This is a genomic window from Chitinophaga sp. Ak27 (assembly GCF_012726295.1).
Lineage (GTDB): Bacteria > Bacteroidota > Bacteroidia > Chitinophagales > Chitinophagaceae > Chitinophaga.
Map to the genome: position 1 here is coordinate 118,317 of NZ_JABAOB010000003.1, position 18,128 is coordinate 136,444.

The following is an 18,128-nucleotide window of genomic DNA, read 5'->3' on the forward strand; positions in this document are numbered from 1 at the left end:
TACGTTCTCCCGTAGGATTCTTTGGCAGAATACGTAGTATCCATCGAAATAGACCTGTCCCAACAGATAAATAGCAATAATTGAGGCGATAGGCCTTTTTTTGCACGAAAAAATGGCACGAAAGTTTCCAGGTTGGCCGGTTGAGAGCTTTGTTGGAATGACGTAGAAATAACCTCAATACCTTGCTTGTCGCAGTATCTACCTACAACGGTATCAATTAGCAATAAGCTTTCCAGATTAGCCAAGCATGTTGTTGCAACATTTCGATATCTAACAGCTTAAGCTGTTTGTAAGCCTCTCTGTGGCAGTGCCGGTATTTCAAACTGCTCCCGCAAAAACACTGGGCATTTCGCAATGGCATATCGTTCGCGGCGATATACATCATTAAACTTTGGGTGGCATTGGCATCGTTACCTGTTTTTAACAACTGGCTGTAATATTCCAGCAACCCTTTGACGCCGTGGGAGTATTCCCCGTTTACATAATAACCTTCCACACGCCGGTGTGTTTGATTAAACAAGTAAGGCATTACCTGTTCACCAATGTAAGTACAAAGATCAATGCCCTTCAGACAACGTAAAACCTCTTCCGGAGGTACAGTAATACAACAGGTAAATGTATCTTCGTTAATGTGCCAGTCGCCAATGCGCGGAATCTTACCTCCAGTTTCGTAAAGGTCAGGAAAACGGTAGGGGAACGAATCTGTTGCATGAATCGCGACCTCATACTCATCCCACTGTTTCCCCTCCCGATCAATGATGGGTAGACTTCCCACTAATATAATGCGATCTTCCACTTCTTTTTTGTGAAGTGTAGGGAAACAAACAATAGCATCGTCTACCTGTTCCAGAAAATGCAAATAACCCTCACTCATTTGTTCTGCTATATGGTTTAGAGGTTATTGCACCGGCGGCAAGACTACTACTTGGCTTGCTATACGGAGCATCTTTACTTAAAGGAACTTCGTGGCATCTAAAACGCTTGCCAAGGCTTTTCTGCCAGTGATCGCAGGCGATGGTGGGATTATCTTCTGCCAACGCTTTTTTAGCATTATCAATAAAAAATTGCAGGTAACGCATGAATGCCTCTTTGTTTTTGTAATTTGCAAGCAGATCCTCTCCCTGAGGGGATGTTGGCCGCAAGCATTTGAAGTCCTTACGCAGAGCGCTTTCAATTAAAACAAGGGTTTCCTTCAGCGAAACATCGTCCCTGTCGTGCGGATAATAGTGGTTGGCAACAAGGATCGTCATAATCAGCCCACAAGGCATCTCCTCTCTTCTTAAGTCTCCCCAGGCTTTGAGGTATCGTACAATACGTCGAATCTGAACATCTTTTTTACGTACATCACCCAACCACCTCTGATAGTCTGAAAATAGTTTAGCCTCGTAGAGGAAACCTTTCTTAAACCCTGACTGTGCTTTTTCTTCGAACCAGGCAATGAACTCAATCGGATTACTCAGGATCCAACCTTTGGACTTTACAGCCAGGTCAGGGCATTCCTTATTTCCTGCATAGTAAATGGGAAGATCGATATGAAACCCCTCCTTTTTTATCACACGCACGCAGGTATCTTTATCGATCACTTCTTTAGAAGCGTCGTAGTCACCAATTGCATTGATAACCGCCTTGTGAAAGAAAGCGGGTGACGGCCTTTGGCTGGCAGGTAAAGTGCCGATGAAGTATACACCATCATCAAGATCATAATCATCGTTTTCTGGTGCAATAATCGTGTCCATCTCAAAGGAACCCTGGCTTTGGAACTCAAGGTCTTCATACAGATTCTGTACGGTATTTTGGAGTTGTTTGTGGCGGCTGGCAATGCGTGCCCGAAGTTCATTGCGCGAGCGGATTAACTCATCCCTTTTTCCATCTGACAGTCGAATAATGTGGTTATACTGTTTAAATGTTTCGTGTAAATGTGCCATAATGTTATATGTTGTAAAGTTTTCTGGTTTTAAAAAAGTCAGTGATTGCCGGATCCTTTTTTGCTATTGTACCCCTGTCATTTCCTTTGCCTCGAATAAAGCGGATAGCGTTTGTTTTGGCGCAATCCAGTTTTACCAGGTGCTGTTGCTCAGACGACACCATTTCCGAGGGGATACGCACATACTTCACCTTTATATCGTTCATCCCGCATAACTTTTGAAGGAAATAATCTGTAAAGGCACTTTGCCCGTTTAGTGAAATATCGAACAAATCGGCCCCCCAGCGCATGAAGGAACGGTGCCTGGAAAGCCCAACTGATTTGCCGCCTGTATTATTGAGGCTACTAATAGACAACACCTCTAACGCATTAAATGACTTGTCTTTACCCACGAAGTAGGTTAGGGCTTCTATAATCCCTATAAGCGTTGGGTTGTTGGCCCAGACGCCGCCGTCAATAAACTGCTTATGATCGTATCCTGGAATCTCGCATAGCGGAAAAAATGTTGGTGCCGCTGACGTGGCTAATGCAACGTCGACCAGGGTAGTACCGTTATCCCGATCCAGTAGTCCGTGGTCACGTTTAAAAACCCAGGGGCGCGCATCAGTAACAGAATAAGATGGAATGCAGATCAGGTTATTAAGGTCGCCGACCTTCTTTTCTTGGAAAAACGTTTCTAATATCTTCCTTAACCGTTTGTCAGAGTATTTCCCACCCCATAAAGCCTGACGAATACGAGCGACAAAAGGAACAATGCTGCGTGGGAATATCTTGCTTCCTTCCTCCATGTAGAGCCTGCTGATTTCTTTTGACGGTTTCCCAAGAGCCAGTCCCAAGGCGATCAGCCCACCTGTAGAAGTACCGCAGATCATATCAAAATACTCTCCACATAGGCCAAACCGCTGTTCCAGATGTTCCAGCACGGTTGCTGAATAAAGCCCTTTTATCCCGCCACCATCAATACACAGTATTTTAAACGGCTTATAGTCTTCACTTGTCAATAATTGTGTCATTTTTATTATATTAGCTGTAGGAGCCTTTGCCCTTTATTATTACTTAACCGTCGCCGACTGAAATTACCCCGCAGGGGAAAAAGAAAATTTTTCGGTTATAATGGATGTAGAAACTGGACAATACTTTGAATGGAACCATCGCAAGCTCGATGGTTTGCAAAATACAGATGCAGCGTGGGCCGCTGCTATTGAGAAATGCCGGAGGGAGATTAGTATCCGTCTGAGCAAAAGAACACATTTCGGGGCTCATTCGACTACCAGGCTGGGAGAGGATGCTATCGATTACTATGTCGAGTACGCATATGATGCTGTTCTAAGTGGTTCTTGGCAGTGGAAGGACGAATACTCTCTTTCTCAGCAGCTTTGCCGGATCGCTGGCAGTGTAATTGATACTGAAGTTCAAAAGTTTAAAGTTCAGCAGAAGAACAATGAGGCTCAGGTAATATATGAAGGAGCTTTTGATGACCTGGAAACTTACTTTTATCAGCAGGAAGAACTACCGGTGGGGTTCAATGACATGGACCAACTGATCATGGATCAGAAAATTCGGGAAATAGAGGAATTAATCAAGGGGGACACTAATTGTGAGGTATTCTGGGACTGCATTAAAGAAGGTATGAAGCCAGCCGAAATTGCTGCTATTATGGAAAAGACGCCTAAGCAGTTGTATAAACTACGCGAAGTTTTTATCAAAAAAATTCAGTCTTCTCCTTATTTTGAATCGGATTACTATGCAAAAGTCAAACGTTGATATATTAAATCATCTATACGGCCTGTTGCTGGACATGAACTTTCATGAGCCTGATGAGGATATTTGGGAAGGGAATAGCTACAAGCAGGATCCGTTTATTGCCAAGCATTTACGGCAAATAAAGCTGCGCACTGCAAAATTACGGGCAGTACAACAGAAGTCTGTATATAGTAATCTTGTTGCGGAGGTGCAGCGCTTAAAGGAGTTCGGGTTTGATAAATTAAAACAAATGCTTTCACAGCGGGAAGCGCAGCAACTGTATCCATTATTTAACAGATTTGAACAACTTACTGAAAAAGATAAGGACTCTATAGCTGAGGATCAAGAACTATTACACTTATTTAGTATATTAAAAGACAAGCTTAATAACTTCCAATCTGATGAGCCATCCCAGTCGTGAGGCACAACTGCTACTAGAGGAATTGGGGTGGTCGGCCCCTGGGGATCTCACTGTAGAAGAAATGGCTTATGCATGTGGTTTGATGATACAGCGTAAGGAAATGGAGGGTAGCGATGGGCATATCCTTATGAATGGAAGCATGGGGATTATCAACGTAAATGTTGCTATAAGCTACCAGCCGAAGATTAACTACGTGATTGCCCACGAAATCGGACATGCCCGCCTACACAGACAACTTTCTTTTTTTGCAGACAACAAGAAAACCTTAAATGAGTGGTATGCCAAAGGCCCCCAAGAAAAGGAAGCGAATGAATTTGCAGCCGAACTGTTGATGCCAGAGGCACTGTTTAAGAAGAAAGTAAGTAAAGAAAAGCTTAGTGTAAAACTGATTGAAAGTGTAGCTACCTATTTCGGTACCTCGAAGACTGCCACCTTCCTAAGATATAGAGAACATGGTGAATACCCGGTTATGGTCATTTTTGTTGAGAATGGCGTTATTAAGTGGAAGCAACCTTCAGATGATTTTCCTTATAAATGGCTAAGTTTAGATACTCGGTTACCATCATATACTGTAGCAGGTGATCATTATTACAGACAGGTATTGGAACCTGTGCCGGAGAAAGTGGATGCTATTGAATGGTTCCCTGAAGATTATACTGCCCAGCGAGAACCGCACCGAAAGCTTTGGGAGCAATGTTTTCCCGTAGGGGAGAATAGCCTTGTGACCTGTATATGGACTCCTTAAGCAATCCCCCAATCGTGACAACCCGCCATTATGGATTACAAACTCCCCGAAATCCTTTAAAGTCTGTATAAAATGAGTTCGACAATTGTCCAACTCGCCCGATTTTTACAGTTTATGCATGGAAATCCGCTCCAGTAGCGGATTTTTTGTTCGAATCAAGTTTCGTTATATTAATTCCGGAATGCTGTAATTTACTGTAGCAAAGGCTTTACCTGAATTCGAATCCAGTAATTTTTTTTGATTGAGAAGTTTTAGTTGAATGGTGCCTGCAACTGAACAGGTATTGCTGCAGGGGGATATTTTCTAATTGTCAGCCCGGTAACCAACCATATTCCCAGCACTTCTTTAAGGCCATCCCGTTTTAGTCCTACAGAGATGTAGACAGTTTTATTCACAACTTTGCTATTCTCCCGTACCTTAAACACAATGCCATTCAGACGATGAGATAAACTGGTTCTAATGGCCGGTTTTGCCAGGCGACGATATCTTGGTCACACGGCTGGTTATACGGCTGATCGTGGCGGTGGAAACGTCAAATTTATATACTTCTCTTATTTGCCCTTCTATGTCAGATACGCCCATTCCTTTAGCATAAAAGGACACAATTACCTCTTCCTGCCCCTGGACCATTCCAGCCCGTTAGGTACGATCATCGGGTTAAAACTGGCATCACGATCCCCGGGAACTGTTATTTCAGATTCACCATAGCTGGTTTTAATCTTCTTCTTACTATATCTATTACGGCTATTGTCGCTTTTATTTGGCTCATGTTTATCATAGCCTAAATGACTATCCAGCTCGCCTTCAAGCATCTTTTCAATGCCCCGTTTTTGAATCTGAGCCAGGAAATTATTTAACTGATCGGCAGTTTTAAAATGCTTCAGAAAGTCGTCTGATAAAAAATCTTCTGTCTTCATAAAACTGTATATGCTTTAAAATTGAAAAATCGAGGTGAAACACCCCTACTTTTAGATTTTACACAGTTTATGAGATAGTGTCATTTTGTTTATAGTCAAAGATGGTTCAAACTGAAATGAATTCAACTGACTGCTTTATCAGGTTCATGATGTATTCAATATTCTTATTGTCTTCAATCGCTATTTCATAGTCGCCATTACCCCAATGGCCAACAGCAGAAACATCCCTTGCTAGTTTCTTGTTATCTTTCAATTGTCCTTTCTTTAGGTTAATCCACAGCTTTAGAGATTTTTTCAGGATTGAAATATCAGCTACAATCTTTTCGCCTGTTTCAAAGCTAATGCGTATTTTCTTGGGGCTTACTTTCATTTCATTTGAAAGCTTTAATATTTCAGCCTTGAATTCATTATAAAGCTTTGTAATTTCAGGTGAAGCATTTTCCAAGTGTTCTTTCTCTGTATATGTCTTAGCTTTTACTGTGACGACTTTCTTAGCAGCTTTTTTGGTTGCCTTTTCTTTGGCTGGTTTATCTGTCGGCTTCGTTGTTGCAGGAGCTGCCACCACTGTTGGTTGCTTTTTGTTGGCAGCATAGTGAACCTTCATTGCTTTGATAATATCAAACAATAGTCGGAAATTTTTGAACTCTTCTTTATTAGTAAATGTTTTTGCTTTTGCAAGTAAGTTGGTCTTTGTAAGGTCTTTCAACTTTTCATTAATGCTTTCGATAGACTTGCCGTTAACATGAGTAGCAATTGAGTTCAACGCATCTTTGTAAGCCTCCAATAAATGTTGTGTATCGTAAAAGTTTTCTACTGTGAAAAATTCACTTTTGTGTACTGTATGTTTTGGATAACCTGTAGCATAAAACCCTAACTCATGCCGTTTTTTATTTTGTTGATTGGGAAATTGGCATTCCGTATGACTTAACTCTCTATTTCCAGTAGCATCTACATCAAATACCCCAATACATAGTTTATTGTATTCAATTTCTGATGTTCGTAACCCAAGCATCATTGGGGGAATGTTGCAGGCTGAGTTCATGTAGAAAATATCAAAACTTAATTCAGGGTACTCGTCTTTCAATTTGTAAAAGGCCAGGTTAATATGTTCTTTATCGTGTTTTCCTTCTACCAGTAACACAATAGGTTTTTTAGCAGCTAGAAAGCTGTTCTGCTGATGCTTATTCCAAAACTCGCCTGTTATTTCTTCAATGATTTCCTGCCTGTTCTTGTCTTCGATTTTGCCAGCAATCAGCATGTACACATTTTCATCTTTTATAGCTTGGGTTATAGTGGGAGAATGCGTTGTAATAACAATTTGCCTATTGCTTTTATAAGGTTCAAAAGATTTAATGATTTGCTCCTTATTGTTTAAGTGAACATGAGCATCAGGTTCATCTAAAATAAAGAGGCTATCTTCCTGCCCGGCAAATTCCAATGCTGCTTTAATCAGCAATAGTTTCTTTTCGCCCTCACTTAAATCCGTAATGGTTAAATTCTTGTTGAACTTGATAGCTATATCGTCAATTATTTTAGAGCCTTTTGGGGTGTTAGCAAGGTAGAGGTACTTATACAGATCATCTGTTACATAGCCTTTGTCCTCTATCAGTTTCTTAAATTCTTCTAACTTGTATTCGCTCTTGCTGTCTATTCCCCTGATAAATTGTAAGGCAAGGTTATCGTTGTAGTGCTCATAATTCCGTTTCAGGAAATCTATCTTAATCTTTTCTACTGTATCAATTTTGAGAACATCTTTTATAAATTTCTTATTGCTTTCTGAATTTGATACTAAAAGGCTGAGCAATGAAAGATGCCAGTAGAATTTATTAAGGAAAAGCATTTTTGGCAGGTTTGAGTAATCCGTTCCCTGTTGCTGTGCTTTATTGATATTTTTTATAAATTCAAGATAGAATGGCCCATAACAATCTTCAAACAACCTGTCTTCCTCACCGCTGTAAATAGCAATCACTTTTTGTGGCAGGTAAAGGCTTATATCAAGCATTGCAGTGCCATCCACAAAAAGGTTTTTTTGTGAACCTTTCTTTTCAATACGAACTGTATTGTTTTTTGAAGTTGCGTATTCCAGTGTATAATCAAAATCAACTTTGTAAGAAGATTTGTAGAGGTTTCGGAATATGTGGCTTAATGCTTCCAGCAAGTTGCTTTTACCACTGCCGTTGTTGCCAATAAAGGCAATCAGGTCTGAGTTATGAGTTAAATCAGCATCAAGGTTTTTGTAGTTTTTTATGTGTAGTTCTTTAATCTGCATAATGGTCAAAAATTTTCTGTTCAAACTCTATTTGAGCGGTACATAAAATATAATCTCTATCCTTAATAATATTCTGAACAAGTTCTCGCTTCGCGCTAATCTCCTTCACAATCTTCATTTGTTCTTCCATTGAGGGGCAGATTATCGGCGCTTGCAAATACTCTTGTCCATTAATGTTTGGCTGACCAGCAACTCTTTGGTTTGAATGTATCCAGTTCTTAAAAGTATAAGACTTTGTATATTCCAATAAATACTCAGGTGCTACTTTAGAAGTATCAATATTGTATTTTACTAGATAGCCCGCATAAATAGCCTTTCCATATTGCTCTTTATACAAAAAAGTCTTGCCAACTGTATTTCCAGACCTTGCAATCAAGAAGTCATTCTCCTTTAGTAAAAATTTATCGTCGACGATTTCAGGTGAAACAAATTCATCGTTTAATGTACCGTTTTCATTGATATCTGTTATACGTATATAACGTGTGTCTGATTTTCTCTGAACCCCTTTAACATTTGCACCATACATGGGTTTGCCAATGACTATTTCTTTAAACTGAATAGGCTTAACGTTTTTATAGTTGGTAAGTGACTGATTAACCCATACATCCCATCTTGTAAAATCCTTAAACTGAAAAATCTGTAATCCCTTTTTAACTGTTTTCTGAGTGTTCTTTTCCACTCCCAATATATCCAAGAAATATTTCTCAATTTCTAATTCAATATTATCAGCTTGCGATTTAAGAGCTACGGCCTTACTTATTTTGCTATTATATTCTTTCAGGATATTCTCCTGTTCCTTAATTGAAGGCAACGGAATTTTGTACCCCAATACATGATAAGGTCTAATTGCAGAATAGTTGGTGCTTCCTGTTGATTTTACTTGTTTAAGAAACCCATTTGTCTTGACAAGAACACCTAAAAATTCAGGCAATAACTGGCTTGTATCAATGTCAAACAAAAAATAATGACTACTTACTACTGCATCTTCTAACTCCTTTGGAACAATACCAAATCCACCAACTTTTGCATCAATTTCTGCAACTAAAAAATCATTAGGCTTGCATAATTGTTGTTTTTTTGTTTTGATTTCTTTACCTAAAACTTTATCTCTCAAAACAACACCTTTGCCTTGAATCTGAACCCTACATCTCTTGTAAGACTGGTTATCGTTGATTGTAATAATCTCTTTTCGTTGTTTTAACACCGTTCTGAGTTCTACGATTTTATACGCGGAGTTAATTTCGTTTTGATGACTGAGTGTATAATAATCCCAGAAGCCCAATTCATTAAAATTGGTAAACTTTAAATACCTGTAGTTAGATGTGTTTATAACCTGCTGCATTCTCATTTTAGTTTTTTACATAGAATATTTCAGGTTCAGAAACTATACTGTTATCATCAGCAATTGGTATTCGATAGATTTTGTCATCCTCTAATACCTCGTACTTGACTTTTTTAAATTTATTGCTCCACAAATGGTTTTGATTGCGGTAAATTTTAAATTCTTCAGCCAGCGGCTCTAACTCGTTTTCAATTTTTGAACCAGTGCTGCTAATTCCTGCCTTTTGCACTTCGGCAATAGGTATAGAGTAGCTGAAACGAGCTTTTATCAAAGCCTTTGTTTCCGAAATAATCTTTTCTTCCAATAGCCGCAATTCTGCTTTCAGTTGTTTTTTAGCATCTGCATCTAGGGCTTGATTGCCTTTCAATTCTATCTTATCTTGTATTGCATTTACTTCTGCCTGGTATTTCTTCAAAGCTTCTTTCTCAGCTTTAGCGGCAATAGTATTATACTGTTTTGCTTCTTCCTCCGTAAATTTTTTGAAGAAGAGCAGACTTGGTTTTACAGTGGCCCCGCTAGCAATAAATACATCCTGCGGAATGGAAGTGATAAACAGAATTTTTGCTTTGCTTTCTACAAACTCCCTTGTCTTTTGTAGGTTGGTATTGTTGAGCACCCCTTCAGGCAATACAATACCCATTCTGCCACCCGGCTTCAATAAGTTTAAGCATCGTTCAATAAACAATACTTCAGTTAGTGTACTCATACTGCCAGTTTCGTATAATTCAAGCAATGATTTACCAATGTTATCATTAACCTGTTTCAATGCTTCATCATAAGCTTTTCCGTATCTTTTTTGATACTTTCTGATTCGTTCTATATCTGTGTATTTATCAGCTTCCGTTATTTTAAGACTTTTTTCAATACGGCTGCCGAATGGCGGGTTAGTAAGTATTACGTCAAAACGGTTCTCAAAAATGCCGTTTACATTCAGCAGACCATCGTTGTGATGAACACCACCGTGCCCATCACCGTGCATAATCATATTCATTTTTGCTGTACGGCTCATTCTTGGGTTGGCATCTGTACCAAAAATGCAATCGTAACTCAGTTCCCTAATCCTGCTTTTGGAATTATTGATGTCTAATTCTGCATTCAGTTTGTAGAATAATTCGTTTACAGTTTCATCAATAGATTCTCTTTTTTTCTCTGTCAGTTTTTCGTAATCTGCATTGTAGTAATCTTTCTTAATCTTCTCCTTAGCCGAATGAATTTCATTTTCAATTTTGGCTCTTACGTACTCAAATGCTTTAATTAAAAAACCGCCTGAACCACAACAAGGGTCGCAGATAGCTTCGCCTTCCTGTGGATCTAACACTTCCACCATAAAATCAACTATTGTCCTTGGTGTAAAGAATTGCCCTAACTCACCTCTGAACGTTTTTCCTAAGAATTGTTCAAAGGCAATGCCTTTCACATCATCACTGGTGGTTGACAAATTGTAAATCTCCAGTTCTTCTACAATAGCCTCAAAGCTGTTCTCCCGAATGCGAATTATTTCATTTGGCTCAAATAAATCATCATCTTTGAAGTCCTCTTTGGTTTGTTCAAACAAAAACTGGTAAAAGTCTTTACCGTCTTTGGGTTTGTACTTTTCATAGCTGGCCTTATCTGCCTTAAATGCTTCCTTAGAGAATATTTGATTTTCAGAATTGGCTCTTTCGTACCTGATTTTTATAAAAAGAATTTTGCTGATTTCATCAAAAGCAGCCTCCGGTGAAAGTTTATCATTGTTACGAATTATATTATGGCATTTGAAAAGTAGTTTGGAAAACTCATCTCTTGTAAATGCTTTTGTTTGCTTTAATAACTCACTAATCTTTTTCTCATCATTGATGATTTTTGCATCAGGAATGTTAACTACTTCGTCCAATCGTTTGGGTATTTCGCCTTTTACGACTTTGAAGATTTTGGTCTCCTTTTCGTTTGTAGTAACGAAAAAATCAGCACCACACATTGCAGCATAGTTGGCTCCTTGAAAGTAATCATCTACTTGAATAGTTATATTGTCGGCTTTGCACTCAACGATGATTACAGCATTTTTTCTTTTCTTCTTATCGTCTGTATTTTTGTAAACAATAATATCCGCTCTTGCACCGCCAGTGCCTCTTTTGGTATTACTCACCAGAACCTCCTGCTCCATTTGCTCTAGAGAAAAGCCGTAAGTGTTTGCCAATCTGCAGATATACTTTTGTCTTACAATCTCTTCAGGCTTTAGCACTAACCAAACATTATCACCTTTAAGCGGTGCTTTGATTTTGTTGCCTTTTATTTCTATTTCTATAGCCATATGTGAAATGATTTGTACTTGTCAGTTGTTTAAAATTATGTTCTTGCAAAATCAATTAAAGGTTGAATATCTCCTGCATCGGCTGCTTTTATTGCTTTAAAGTAGATTCCTCGTGGGGCACCCTGCTTTACCAGATTGGCTGCTCCCCAGGTGTAAATTGGTTACTTGAAATTTTTCTTTATCACTATATCTGCTCTCAGGCGGCTATGCCTGCCGTTTCCATTGGGAAAACAATGTACGCTTACCAATCAGTGCTTAAATCGTATGTTACATTCATCGAAGCTGTAAGTGCCATTGGCATACCAGTATTTTTCATCGTCCAGCAAAGTCCTTAACTCTGTTGGTATCTTCCATTTGTCCACGCCAATATTTTTATTGGTATGCCGGAACTCACCTGCCCATGCCCGTACATTGCCATACATCCGTTTATGTACTGTTTTGAGAAAATCTTCGATAAACACATTGTCAGCCATAAAGGAACGCCCTAAACTCCATGCTACTGCCTGCTCAATACTTTGCTGTTCAAACTCGTCCAGCTCGTCGCGGGTAGCAATGGTGGGAATAAGCAGGTCTTCCTTTTCGTCTTTATCTAATGGTGTTTGTCCGTCTATATACTCACAGTCTAATCCCATAAGGTTTTAGGCATTTCGTTTTTTATAATGGCTGCTCTTTCCTGAATGGCTTTTTCAATACGCTGTTTGGTGATTTCCTGGTCTTCCAGCTTCATGGTGTTGGAAGTTCGTACTATTTGTGTGGCCAGTTCTCTTGCCTTACGGTCTATCAATGCCTCCAAACTGCCATCGTTTGGCACAAAGCCATACACCAATTGCATGTCCAATGCCTTGCCCGCTTCCCTGAGGGCTTTGATGGAAATAGAACCGTCTTTCTCCCTGCTTTCCATGTCCTGCACACTCTGTTTTGTAACAGAAAGGCGGTTACCCAATTGTAACATACTCATGCCAATGGCGGTACGGATGGCTTTTATCCAGCCGGTAGGTGGTGAGGCCACCTTTTGCAGGCTGGTATAAACCAACATTTTGTTATTGAGTTGCTGTATCTGTAATGACTTGTTGCACATGATGGTAAAGTTATACTTTGACTAAACGACGGCAAATGTAAGGATATAATCTGACAAATACATTAAAAAAGTAAGACTTTGGACTGACTTATAGATAGGGATAGTTAAGACATACTTTGGCTATTACATAAGGGATGAAATGTGGAAGTGAGTAGCCACACCTAATTATTTAGGTGTAAAATTTGTATCCATAGATTAGTCTGTTATCCCTAAACCTGTTAACCTGCCATTGCAGATCACAAATTCACTGAAAACCTTTAAGTTCTGCACAAAAGAGTTCGACAATTGTCCATCCACCCCGACTTTTATTAGATTAAACATAAAACCCGCGCTCATCAGCGCGGGTTTTATGTTTGAATCGAGTTCCTTTGTTTGAGTCTCAGAATGCTGTAATCTGCTGCGGTAAAGGATTTGGAACGGTTCGAATCCTGTAGTCTTTTAATTGAGATGTCTTAGCTGAAAATGATACAACAATGTTGGTGGCAGTAATTATGATTTAATAAATTCCAAAATGTCCTTGTTAATAGTTTCATGCCCTGTCGTTGGCATTCCATGTGAGAATCCTGGGTAAGTATTAGTATTCCCTCGGCCCGCAATCGCCGCCGATTGAAAATATATTGTTGAAGTTAAGCGCAAAAGCTGATAGTTATTCGTCGGCCGGAACTAAAACTGGGATTTGCAATTAGCTGATGTTGCAATGTCCTGCCCAACTTGCATAAAACCCCAATGTTGACTGTTCGTTGTTCCTCTCGTTAATTGGTTTCGTCAATCGTCTCAAAAAGTTGTTCTGCCAAATTTAAATTCGTCTTGTAGCCATTATCAATTGTTAAAAAATATTTGATCTGCCAATCTTGAGTTTTTTTAGCTTGTTTATTTGCCACTGTGTCCCAAGGGGGGTAAACCCTAATCCCACGTTTCCCTTTTTTGCCGTTTCCTGTCAGAATCCCTTTGTCAAGCAATACAGATTTTGGAAAAATAAATTGTCCAAAGTTGTCGCCGTTCTGTGATGAAATAATAATAAAATCAATTTCATCTGTCAAGTCAAATGGTTGAGTTACCCCTTCCTGATTTCGTTTCCAAATTGCTACAAATTGTCCAGTCTTTGTTGGTGTAATTTTAGAAATCCGGAATTTAATTTTGAGCTTATTCAGCCTAAAAGTACACGCTCCATATTCTTGGCTTTCGTCCTCTGCAATTAATCCGTCAAAGTCAAAGCCACATTTATCGTATACCAAAATTTTAGCACAATAAAGATGTTGTTGTAAATTTTTATCGTTCGTCAAGTCTGTTTTATTTGTTATTTAGTTTTACTGTAACACTTGTCTGCGTTGAAGTTGATGAATGTCGTTTTACAATGACAGTCGACCCAAAAATAAGCGCAATTATATAATTTTCAGAATATTATATCAGAGCAATTTTATCTATCAACTAATTGTGTAGATACTGCGCTATACGCATTTTGTATAATTATAAACTGACTGGTATTTAAGGCCAGCCGGTCTATTCCGGCAAAATCTGGCTATAAGCTGTGAAATCTTGCTTAAGCTAGCAAAAAGTTTCGAAAGTTGTAACCAACTTTCTGCAAAGGGGGACAAACATTATAAAAGATACTCCGTACACTTCTTATTTTTTACAAATGCTCGGTTATAGCAAGCCAACACCCTCAGCCAAATTTTGCAAACTTTTTGCAAAAAAATGCCGATTTCTTCCAAATCTTCGACCAAAAAATTGGAACTGTGTCGCCCCGACAAAAGAGGACAAAGTGGAAAAATTTCCATTTTGTCCTCTTTTATTTTCAAGCGAAAGCTATGTCCAGTGAACTGTCCGAGGTAAAAAAAGACTGATTATATTGACAAATCTCCAACACATTATGTGTTGGGGCTAAGATTACCAGATTGAATAAGCGTCATTTCACCCCTCAATTTTCCCGTTTCGTCGTTGATTTTTGTATAACCTTGCTTAATTTTCTTTTCTTTATATAAATGATTAGAAACGAGCGGAAAATATACTTATACAGCTCCTTGTTGATTGCCTTGATGGCCAATTCAGCCAAGCTAATGGCACTTAATACTGATGGAATCATTGCCCGCTATTGGCAGTTCAATGCTTGGGAATATGGCTTCCAATTTCTGTACAATATGTTATTTTGCCTGGTACTATTACACCTGAACCTTGCCCATGGCAGATTTTTCAGCGTGTACCGGCAAAACAAACAATGGCCAAAACTGTATGGTTACAATGCGCTATTGGTAATAACTGCTATTATCTTGGGAAGTCTCATCCACTCGGCACTGTTTGATATAGTATCTTTTCAGAAGATAATAGTAAGAGGATATGTCGCCCGGTTTATCCTTAGTACCATGATGGTTGTTGTGGTGATACGCCTCATCTTGCTGATACGGGAAAGCAGGCATAAAGACCTGATAAATGAACAGCTTCATGCGGCCTATCTGCAAGCCCGGTTAAAACTGCTTCAAGAGCAGCTTAATCCCCATTTTCTTTTCAATACGCTCAGCAGCCTTTCAGCAATTGTAAGAGAGAATCCGCAACAGGCTCAGGCCTATATCGTGCATTTGTCCAAAGTTTTCCGGTATACACTCATACATTCAGGTAATGATATGGTAACGGTAGATATAGAACTTCAGCATTTGGAATCCTACACCCAACTGTTAACAATGCGACTGGGAAATACGTTCCAGATCCGGACAAACGTAAGTCCTGATATTTTGCAAAAACGGATTCCTCATTTATCATTACAACCGTTGGTGGAAAACGCTGTTAAGCATAATAGTAGCACCACTTCACGGCAGCTAACCGTTGATATTTATGACAAAAAAGGCTGGCTTGTAGTGCAAAACAACCTGCAGCCTGCCACCAGCGAGATTGAAGGCACAGGGGTAGGACTGGCCAATCTGAACGAAAGATTCAAACTGCAAGCCTGCCGTGAAATAGAAATACATCAAACCGGTGAATATTTTATAGTCCAATTACCGCTGCTATGACCACGACCCGCCCCTTCCGCATTGTATTAATAGAGGACGAAGCCGCAACGGCAAGAAACCTGGAATATATCATTAGAGAAATTAAACCTGCCGTTGAGATCATGGCAACGTTACAAGGTGTGACGGAAGCGGTGGATTGGTTGGCGGGGAACCATAATAGCTATGATTTGATATTTTCTGACATACGGCTTTCGGACGGATTGTCGTTTGAAATTTTCCGGCAAACAAACATCAGCAAACCTGTCATTTTTGTTACAGCATATAATGATTATGCGATCGAAGCCTTTCGTAACAATGGTATCGATTATATACTAAAACCTTTTGATGAGGAGGAGATACGCCGTGCTTTATTGAAATATAACACGCTGATAGTTCCTGACGTTGAAATGGAACAGAGTAGGATAGCTGGCTTGTTACAGCAGCTGCAGTCCACTACTAAGAGCTACAAGAAATCGTTTCTTTTCCATTACTGCGGCAGGCTTATTCCTGTGGAATCTAGCAAAATTCATTGGTTTTATACCGCCAACGAGATAGTGTATGCCCATACAACAGAAGGGAAGCAGTACATCGTAGCGTCTACGCTGGAACAATTAGAACAACAGTTGGACCCCGCTCTTTTTTTTCGTGCCAATCGTCAATTTATCATCCATCGAAATGCCGTAGATACTGTGGAATATTTTTTCAATGGTCGACTGGTACTCAAAATACATCCCTCTCCCCGGGAACAGGTGTTGGTTAGCAAAGCGAGAGCAATGCTTTTCAGAAAATGGCTGGATCAATAGCTGTGTTCCACCGCCAGATTTAGCAGGTTCACCCTCTTTTACCTGAGTGGCAACTATCTGTATTATTACATTTGTTGTATTAAAAATTAAACATTTTTACGATGGTCTTAAAAATTAAGAAAAAATGGGCTTCCCTTGTAACTACCCTGGTGCTCATGGTATTTACAGTATCGGCGCAGAACAAAGAAACAATACAAGACGGCACACCCGAACAGCGGGCAAAGATACTAACCGAATGGATGAAAACTAACCTGGCACTGAGCGCCGTGCAAACCGAACAGGTGTATCACCTAAACCTTCAATATGCTCAAAAAAATGCGCTCATCTCGCAAAGCAAAGGAGGAAAGCTGTCTAAATACAAAAAAATGAAAGCTTTGCAGCAGGAAAAGTCTGCTTCCTTTACCCAAATCTTAAATACGGAACAATACAAAAAATACCAGGAACTTAAAGAACAAATGCTGAAAGCAATAAAAGAAAAGAGAAAATGAAAAGGCTATTATATCTATTGTTAATGATGTGCATTGCTGTTTCAGCCTGCTCTAAAAATAATAATGGTGGAAATACACCACAGCCTGACAACAGTCTGCAAGGACCTATACAAAAGCCTGTATCCGGCTATGGATCAGATGGGAATTATGAAGTAGCAGAAATAGATTTTGACAATCCGCAATATGCCGGAACGCAGGTTTCTATTTTTTATCCGAAGGGAATTACTTCTCCTAAACCCACCATATTCTTTTCGCATCCTTTTGGTGGAGAAAACAAAGCTTACAATATAGGGCTGTATAATTTTATTGCGAAGAAAGGATATGTGGTAGTATTTGTGCCTTACCGCACTGTCGATATTAGCATAGATCACCGCTATCAGACACTTTGGGAAGGTTTTATGAAAGCGGCGATGGCTTATCCTAATATTATCGACACCAGAAAAGTGGGATTTATGGGACACTCATTTGGTGGTGGCGCCAGCATAGACCTTGCCTACAAAGCTTTTACCGAGAAAGGTTGGGGACAAGATGCCCGTTTCCTTTTCACAATGGCTCCATGGTATTCTTTTAACTGGAACAGTCCGTTCACTATCGAGCAGCAATTGCGAAGTTTTCCTGCCAATACCAAAATGATAGCACAGGTATATGACGAGGACGATGTGAATGACCACCGCCTTTCTATCGATATCTATAAACACATCAATATACCTGACAGTGAAAAGGATTTTATTTACATCAAATCCTCGACCATTAATGGATATAATTATGTGACTGACCATGTAACACCCAGCTCCCGCAAGGCTTATGACGCATTAGACTATTACGGTGTATATCGCCTGCTGGATGCGATGATGGATTATTGTTTCAACGGAAATGCCAATGCTAAGAATGTAGCTTTGGGTAATGGATCTACTGCGCAAATTACGATGCCCTCTTACAACGGGCAATCAATGACTCCACTGGAAGTAACGGACAATCCTACACCAAAGTATCCGCAAAGTAAATACCAATTTCCGTGCAGCAGCAATGCTAACCCGAGGAACAACTATTGCGAATAATTGAGAGTAATAAATAGAACGGATTGAGAAATTTGGTAAATGTATGCTGCTGCTCGGTGTCACAGCATT

The 18,128-nt window shown here is 39.5% G+C and carries 19 protein-coding genes; 7 read left to right on the plus strand and 12 right to left on the minus strand.

Going from position 1 to position 18,128, the window contains the following annotated elements; translation table 11 throughout:
• Nucleotides 1–217: 217 nt before the first annotated feature.
• Genes HGH90_RS11945 through HGH90_RS11955 form a run of 3 tightly spaced genes read right to left on the minus strand, consistent with a single transcriptional unit; the run spans nt 218 to nt 2,937 of the window.
• The gene (locus tag HGH90_RS11945) at nt 218–874 is read right to left on the minus strand and encodes an SEC-C domain-containing protein (protein ID WP_169191186.1); all 657 of its coding nucleotides are present in this window, start codon (nt 872–874) and stop codon (nt 218–220) included.
• Nucleotides 867–1,925: a cyclic GMP-AMP synthase DncV-like nucleotidyltransferase gene (locus HGH90_RS11950; RefSeq protein ID WP_169191187.1), complete on the minus strand. Its 1,059-nt coding sequence runs from the start codon at nt 1,923–1,925 to the stop codon at nt 867–869. Before HGH90_RS11950 ends, HGH90_RS11945 begins: the two co-directional genes overlap by 8 nt.
• Nucleotides 1,926–1,929: 4 nt before the next feature.
• On the minus strand, nt 1,930–2,937 hold the full coding sequence (locus HGH90_RS11955) for a CBASS cGAMP-activated phospholipase (RefSeq protein ID WP_169191188.1): 1,008 nt from the start codon (nt 2,935–2,937) through the stop codon (nt 1,930–1,932).
• Between the two features lie 100 nt (nt 2,938–3,037).
• On the opposite strand from HGH90_RS11955, the gene HGH90_RS11960 reads away from it, so the two are divergent.
• From HGH90_RS11960 to HGH90_RS11970, 3 genes are read left to right on the plus strand one after another with little or no spacing between them, the layout of a single operon-like run.
• Complete coding sequence (locus tag HGH90_RS11960) at nt 3,038–3,688, plus strand: hypothetical protein (RefSeq protein ID WP_169191189.1); 651 nt, start codon at nt 3,038–3,040, stop codon at nt 3,686–3,688.
• Nucleotides 3,669–4,088 (plus strand): hypothetical protein, encoded by a 420-nt coding sequence (locus HGH90_RS11965; RefSeq protein WP_169191190.1) that lies wholly within the window; start codon nt 3,669–3,671, stop codon nt 4,086–4,088. The genes HGH90_RS11960 and HGH90_RS11965 overlap by 20 nt, the downstream gene beginning before the upstream one ends.
• On the plus strand, nt 4,069–4,833 hold the full coding sequence (locus HGH90_RS11970) for an ImmA/IrrE family metallo-endopeptidase (RefSeq protein WP_169191191.1): 765 nt from the start codon (nt 4,069–4,071) through the stop codon (nt 4,831–4,833). The genes HGH90_RS11965 and HGH90_RS11970 overlap by 20 nt, the downstream gene beginning before the upstream one ends.
• 251 nt (nt 4,834–5,084) lie before the next feature.
• On the opposite strand, the gene HGH90_RS32255 is transcribed toward HGH90_RS11970, so the two are convergent.
• From HGH90_RS32255 to HGH90_RS12005, 9 genes are all read right to left on the minus strand, one after another.
• Nucleotides 5,085–5,258: a transposase gene (locus HGH90_RS32255; protein WP_410493682.1), complete on the minus strand. Its 174-nt coding sequence runs from the start codon at nt 5,256–5,258 to the stop codon at nt 5,085–5,087.
• Nucleotides 5,259–5,289: 31 nt separating this feature from the next.
• Nucleotides 5,290–5,463: a transposase gene (locus HGH90_RS32260; protein ID WP_211172627.1), complete on the minus strand. Its 174-nt coding sequence runs from the start codon at nt 5,461–5,463 to the stop codon at nt 5,290–5,292.
• Nucleotides 5,439–5,750 carry a transposase gene (locus HGH90_RS31655; protein ID WP_211172628.1) on the minus strand — a complete coding sequence of 104 codons (312 nt, stop codon included), beginning with the start codon at nt 5,748–5,750 and terminating at the stop codon, nt 5,439–5,441. The genes HGH90_RS32260 and HGH90_RS31655 overlap by 25 nt, the downstream gene beginning before the upstream one ends.
• A gap of 106 nt (nt 5,751–5,856) precedes the next feature.
• Complete coding sequence (locus tag HGH90_RS11980; RefSeq protein ID WP_169191192.1) at nt 5,857–8,019, minus strand: AAA family ATPase; 2,163 nt, start codon at nt 8,017–8,019, stop codon at nt 5,857–5,859.
• Nucleotides 8,009–9,367: a restriction endonuclease subunit S gene (locus tag HGH90_RS11985; protein ID WP_169191193.1), complete on the minus strand. Its 1,359-nt coding sequence runs from the start codon at nt 9,365–9,367 to the stop codon at nt 8,009–8,011. Before HGH90_RS11985 ends, HGH90_RS11980 begins: the two co-directional genes overlap by 11 nt.
• A 1-nt stretch (nt 9,368) precedes the next feature.
• Entirely contained in the window at nt 9,369–11,651 is a 2,283-nt protein-coding gene (locus HGH90_RS11990; RefSeq protein ID WP_211172629.1) for an N-6 DNA methylase, read from the minus strand.
• Between the two features lie 248 nt (nt 11,652–11,899).
• Nucleotides 11,900–12,283 carry a mobile mystery protein B gene (locus tag HGH90_RS31660; RefSeq protein ID WP_211172630.1) on the minus strand — a complete coding sequence of 128 codons (384 nt, stop codon included), beginning with the start codon at nt 12,281–12,283 and terminating at the stop codon, nt 11,900–11,902.
• On the minus strand, nt 12,274–12,729 hold the full coding sequence (locus tag HGH90_RS12000) for a mobile mystery protein A (protein WP_169191194.1): 456 nt from the start codon (nt 12,727–12,729) through the stop codon (nt 12,274–12,276). Before HGH90_RS12000 ends, HGH90_RS31660 begins: the two co-directional genes overlap by 10 nt.
• Nucleotides 12,730–13,481: 752 nt before the next feature.
• Nucleotides 13,482–14,012: a MepB family protein gene (locus tag HGH90_RS12005; protein ID WP_211172631.1), complete on the minus strand. Its 531-nt coding sequence runs from the start codon at nt 14,010–14,012 to the stop codon at nt 13,482–13,484.
• A gap of 774 nt (nt 14,013–14,786) precedes the next feature.
• Between HGH90_RS12005 and HGH90_RS12010 the strand changes: the two genes are divergently transcribed.
• From HGH90_RS12010 to HGH90_RS12025, 4 genes are all read left to right on the plus strand, one after another.
• Nucleotides 14,787–15,731 carry a sensor histidine kinase gene (locus HGH90_RS12010; RefSeq protein ID WP_211093107.1) on the plus strand — a complete coding sequence of 315 codons (945 nt, stop codon included), beginning with the start codon at nt 14,787–14,789 and terminating at the stop codon, nt 15,729–15,731.
• On the plus strand, nt 15,728–16,513 hold the full coding sequence (locus tag HGH90_RS12015; protein WP_168766821.1) for a LytR/AlgR family response regulator transcription factor: 786 nt from the start codon (nt 15,728–15,730) through the stop codon (nt 16,511–16,513). The genes HGH90_RS12010 and HGH90_RS12015 overlap by 4 nt, the downstream gene beginning before the upstream one ends.
• A gap of 101 nt (nt 16,514–16,614) precedes the next feature.
• A complete protein-coding gene (locus tag HGH90_RS12020) occupies nt 16,615–17,001 on the plus strand; it encodes a hypothetical protein (protein ID WP_168766822.1) in 387 nt (128 codons plus the stop codon).
• A complete protein-coding gene (locus HGH90_RS12025) occupies nt 16,998–18,059 on the plus strand; it encodes an alpha/beta hydrolase (RefSeq protein ID WP_168766823.1) in 1,062 nt (353 codons plus the stop codon). Before HGH90_RS12020 ends, HGH90_RS12025 begins: the two co-directional genes overlap by 4 nt.
• Nucleotides 18,060–18,128 lie beyond the last annotated feature (69 nt).

Coding starts and splice junctions, on each gene's coding strand:
- HGH90_RS11945 (WP_169191186.1), bottom strand. CDS start 874: ATGAGTGAGGGTTATTTGCATTTTCTGGAACAGGTAGACGATGCTATT.
- HGH90_RS11950 (WP_169191187.1), bottom strand. CDS start 1,925: ATGGCACATTTACACGAAACATTTAAACAGTATAACCACATTATTCGA.
- HGH90_RS11955 (WP_169191188.1), bottom strand. CDS start 2,937: ATGACACAATTATTGACAAGTGAAGACTATAAGCCGTTTAAAATACTG.
- HGH90_RS11960 (WP_169191189.1), top strand. CDS start 3,038: ATGGATGTAGAAACTGGACAATACTTTGAATGGAACCATCGCAAGCTC.
- HGH90_RS11965 (WP_169191190.1), top strand. CDS start 3,669: ATGCAAAAGTCAAACGTTGATATATTAAATCATCTATACGGCCTGTTG.
- HGH90_RS11970 (WP_169191191.1), top strand. CDS start 4,069: ATGAGCCATCCCAGTCGTGAGGCACAACTGCTACTAGAGGAATTGGGG.
- HGH90_RS32260 (WP_211172627.1), bottom strand. CDS start 5,463: ATGGTCCAGGGGCAGGAAGAGGTAATTGTGTCCTTTTATGCTAAAGGA.
- HGH90_RS31655 (WP_211172628.1), bottom strand. CDS start 5,750: ATGAAGACAGAAGATTTTTTATCAGACGACTTTCTGAAGCATTTTAAA.
- HGH90_RS11980 (WP_169191192.1), bottom strand. CDS start 8,019: ATGCAGATTAAAGAACTACACATAAAAAACTACAAAAACCTTGATGCT.
- HGH90_RS11985 (WP_169191193.1), bottom strand. CDS start 9,367: ATGAGAATGCAGCAGGTTATAAACACATCTAACTACAGGTATTTAAAG.
- HGH90_RS11990 (WP_211172629.1), bottom strand. CDS start 11,651: ATGGCTATAGAAATAGAAATAAAAGGCAACAAAATCAAAGCACCGCTT.
- HGH90_RS31660 (WP_211172630.1), bottom strand. CDS start 12,283: ATGGGATTAGACTGTGAGTATATAGACGGACAAACACCATTAGATAAA.
- HGH90_RS12000 (WP_169191194.1), bottom strand. CDS start 12,729: ATGTGCAACAAGTCATTACAGATACAGCAACTCAATAACAAAATGTTG.
- HGH90_RS12010 (WP_211093107.1), top strand. CDS start 14,787: ATGGCACTTAATACTGATGGAATCATTGCCCGCTATTGGCAGTTCAAT.
- HGH90_RS12015 (WP_168766821.1), top strand. CDS start 15,728: ATGACCACGACCCGCCCCTTCCGCATTGTATTAATAGAGGACGAAGCC.
- HGH90_RS12020 (WP_168766822.1), top strand. CDS start 16,615: ATGGTCTTAAAAATTAAGAAAAAATGGGCTTCCCTTGTAACTACCCTG.
- HGH90_RS12025 (WP_168766823.1), top strand. CDS start 16,998: ATGAAAAGGCTATTATATCTATTGTTAATGATGTGCATTGCTGTTTCA.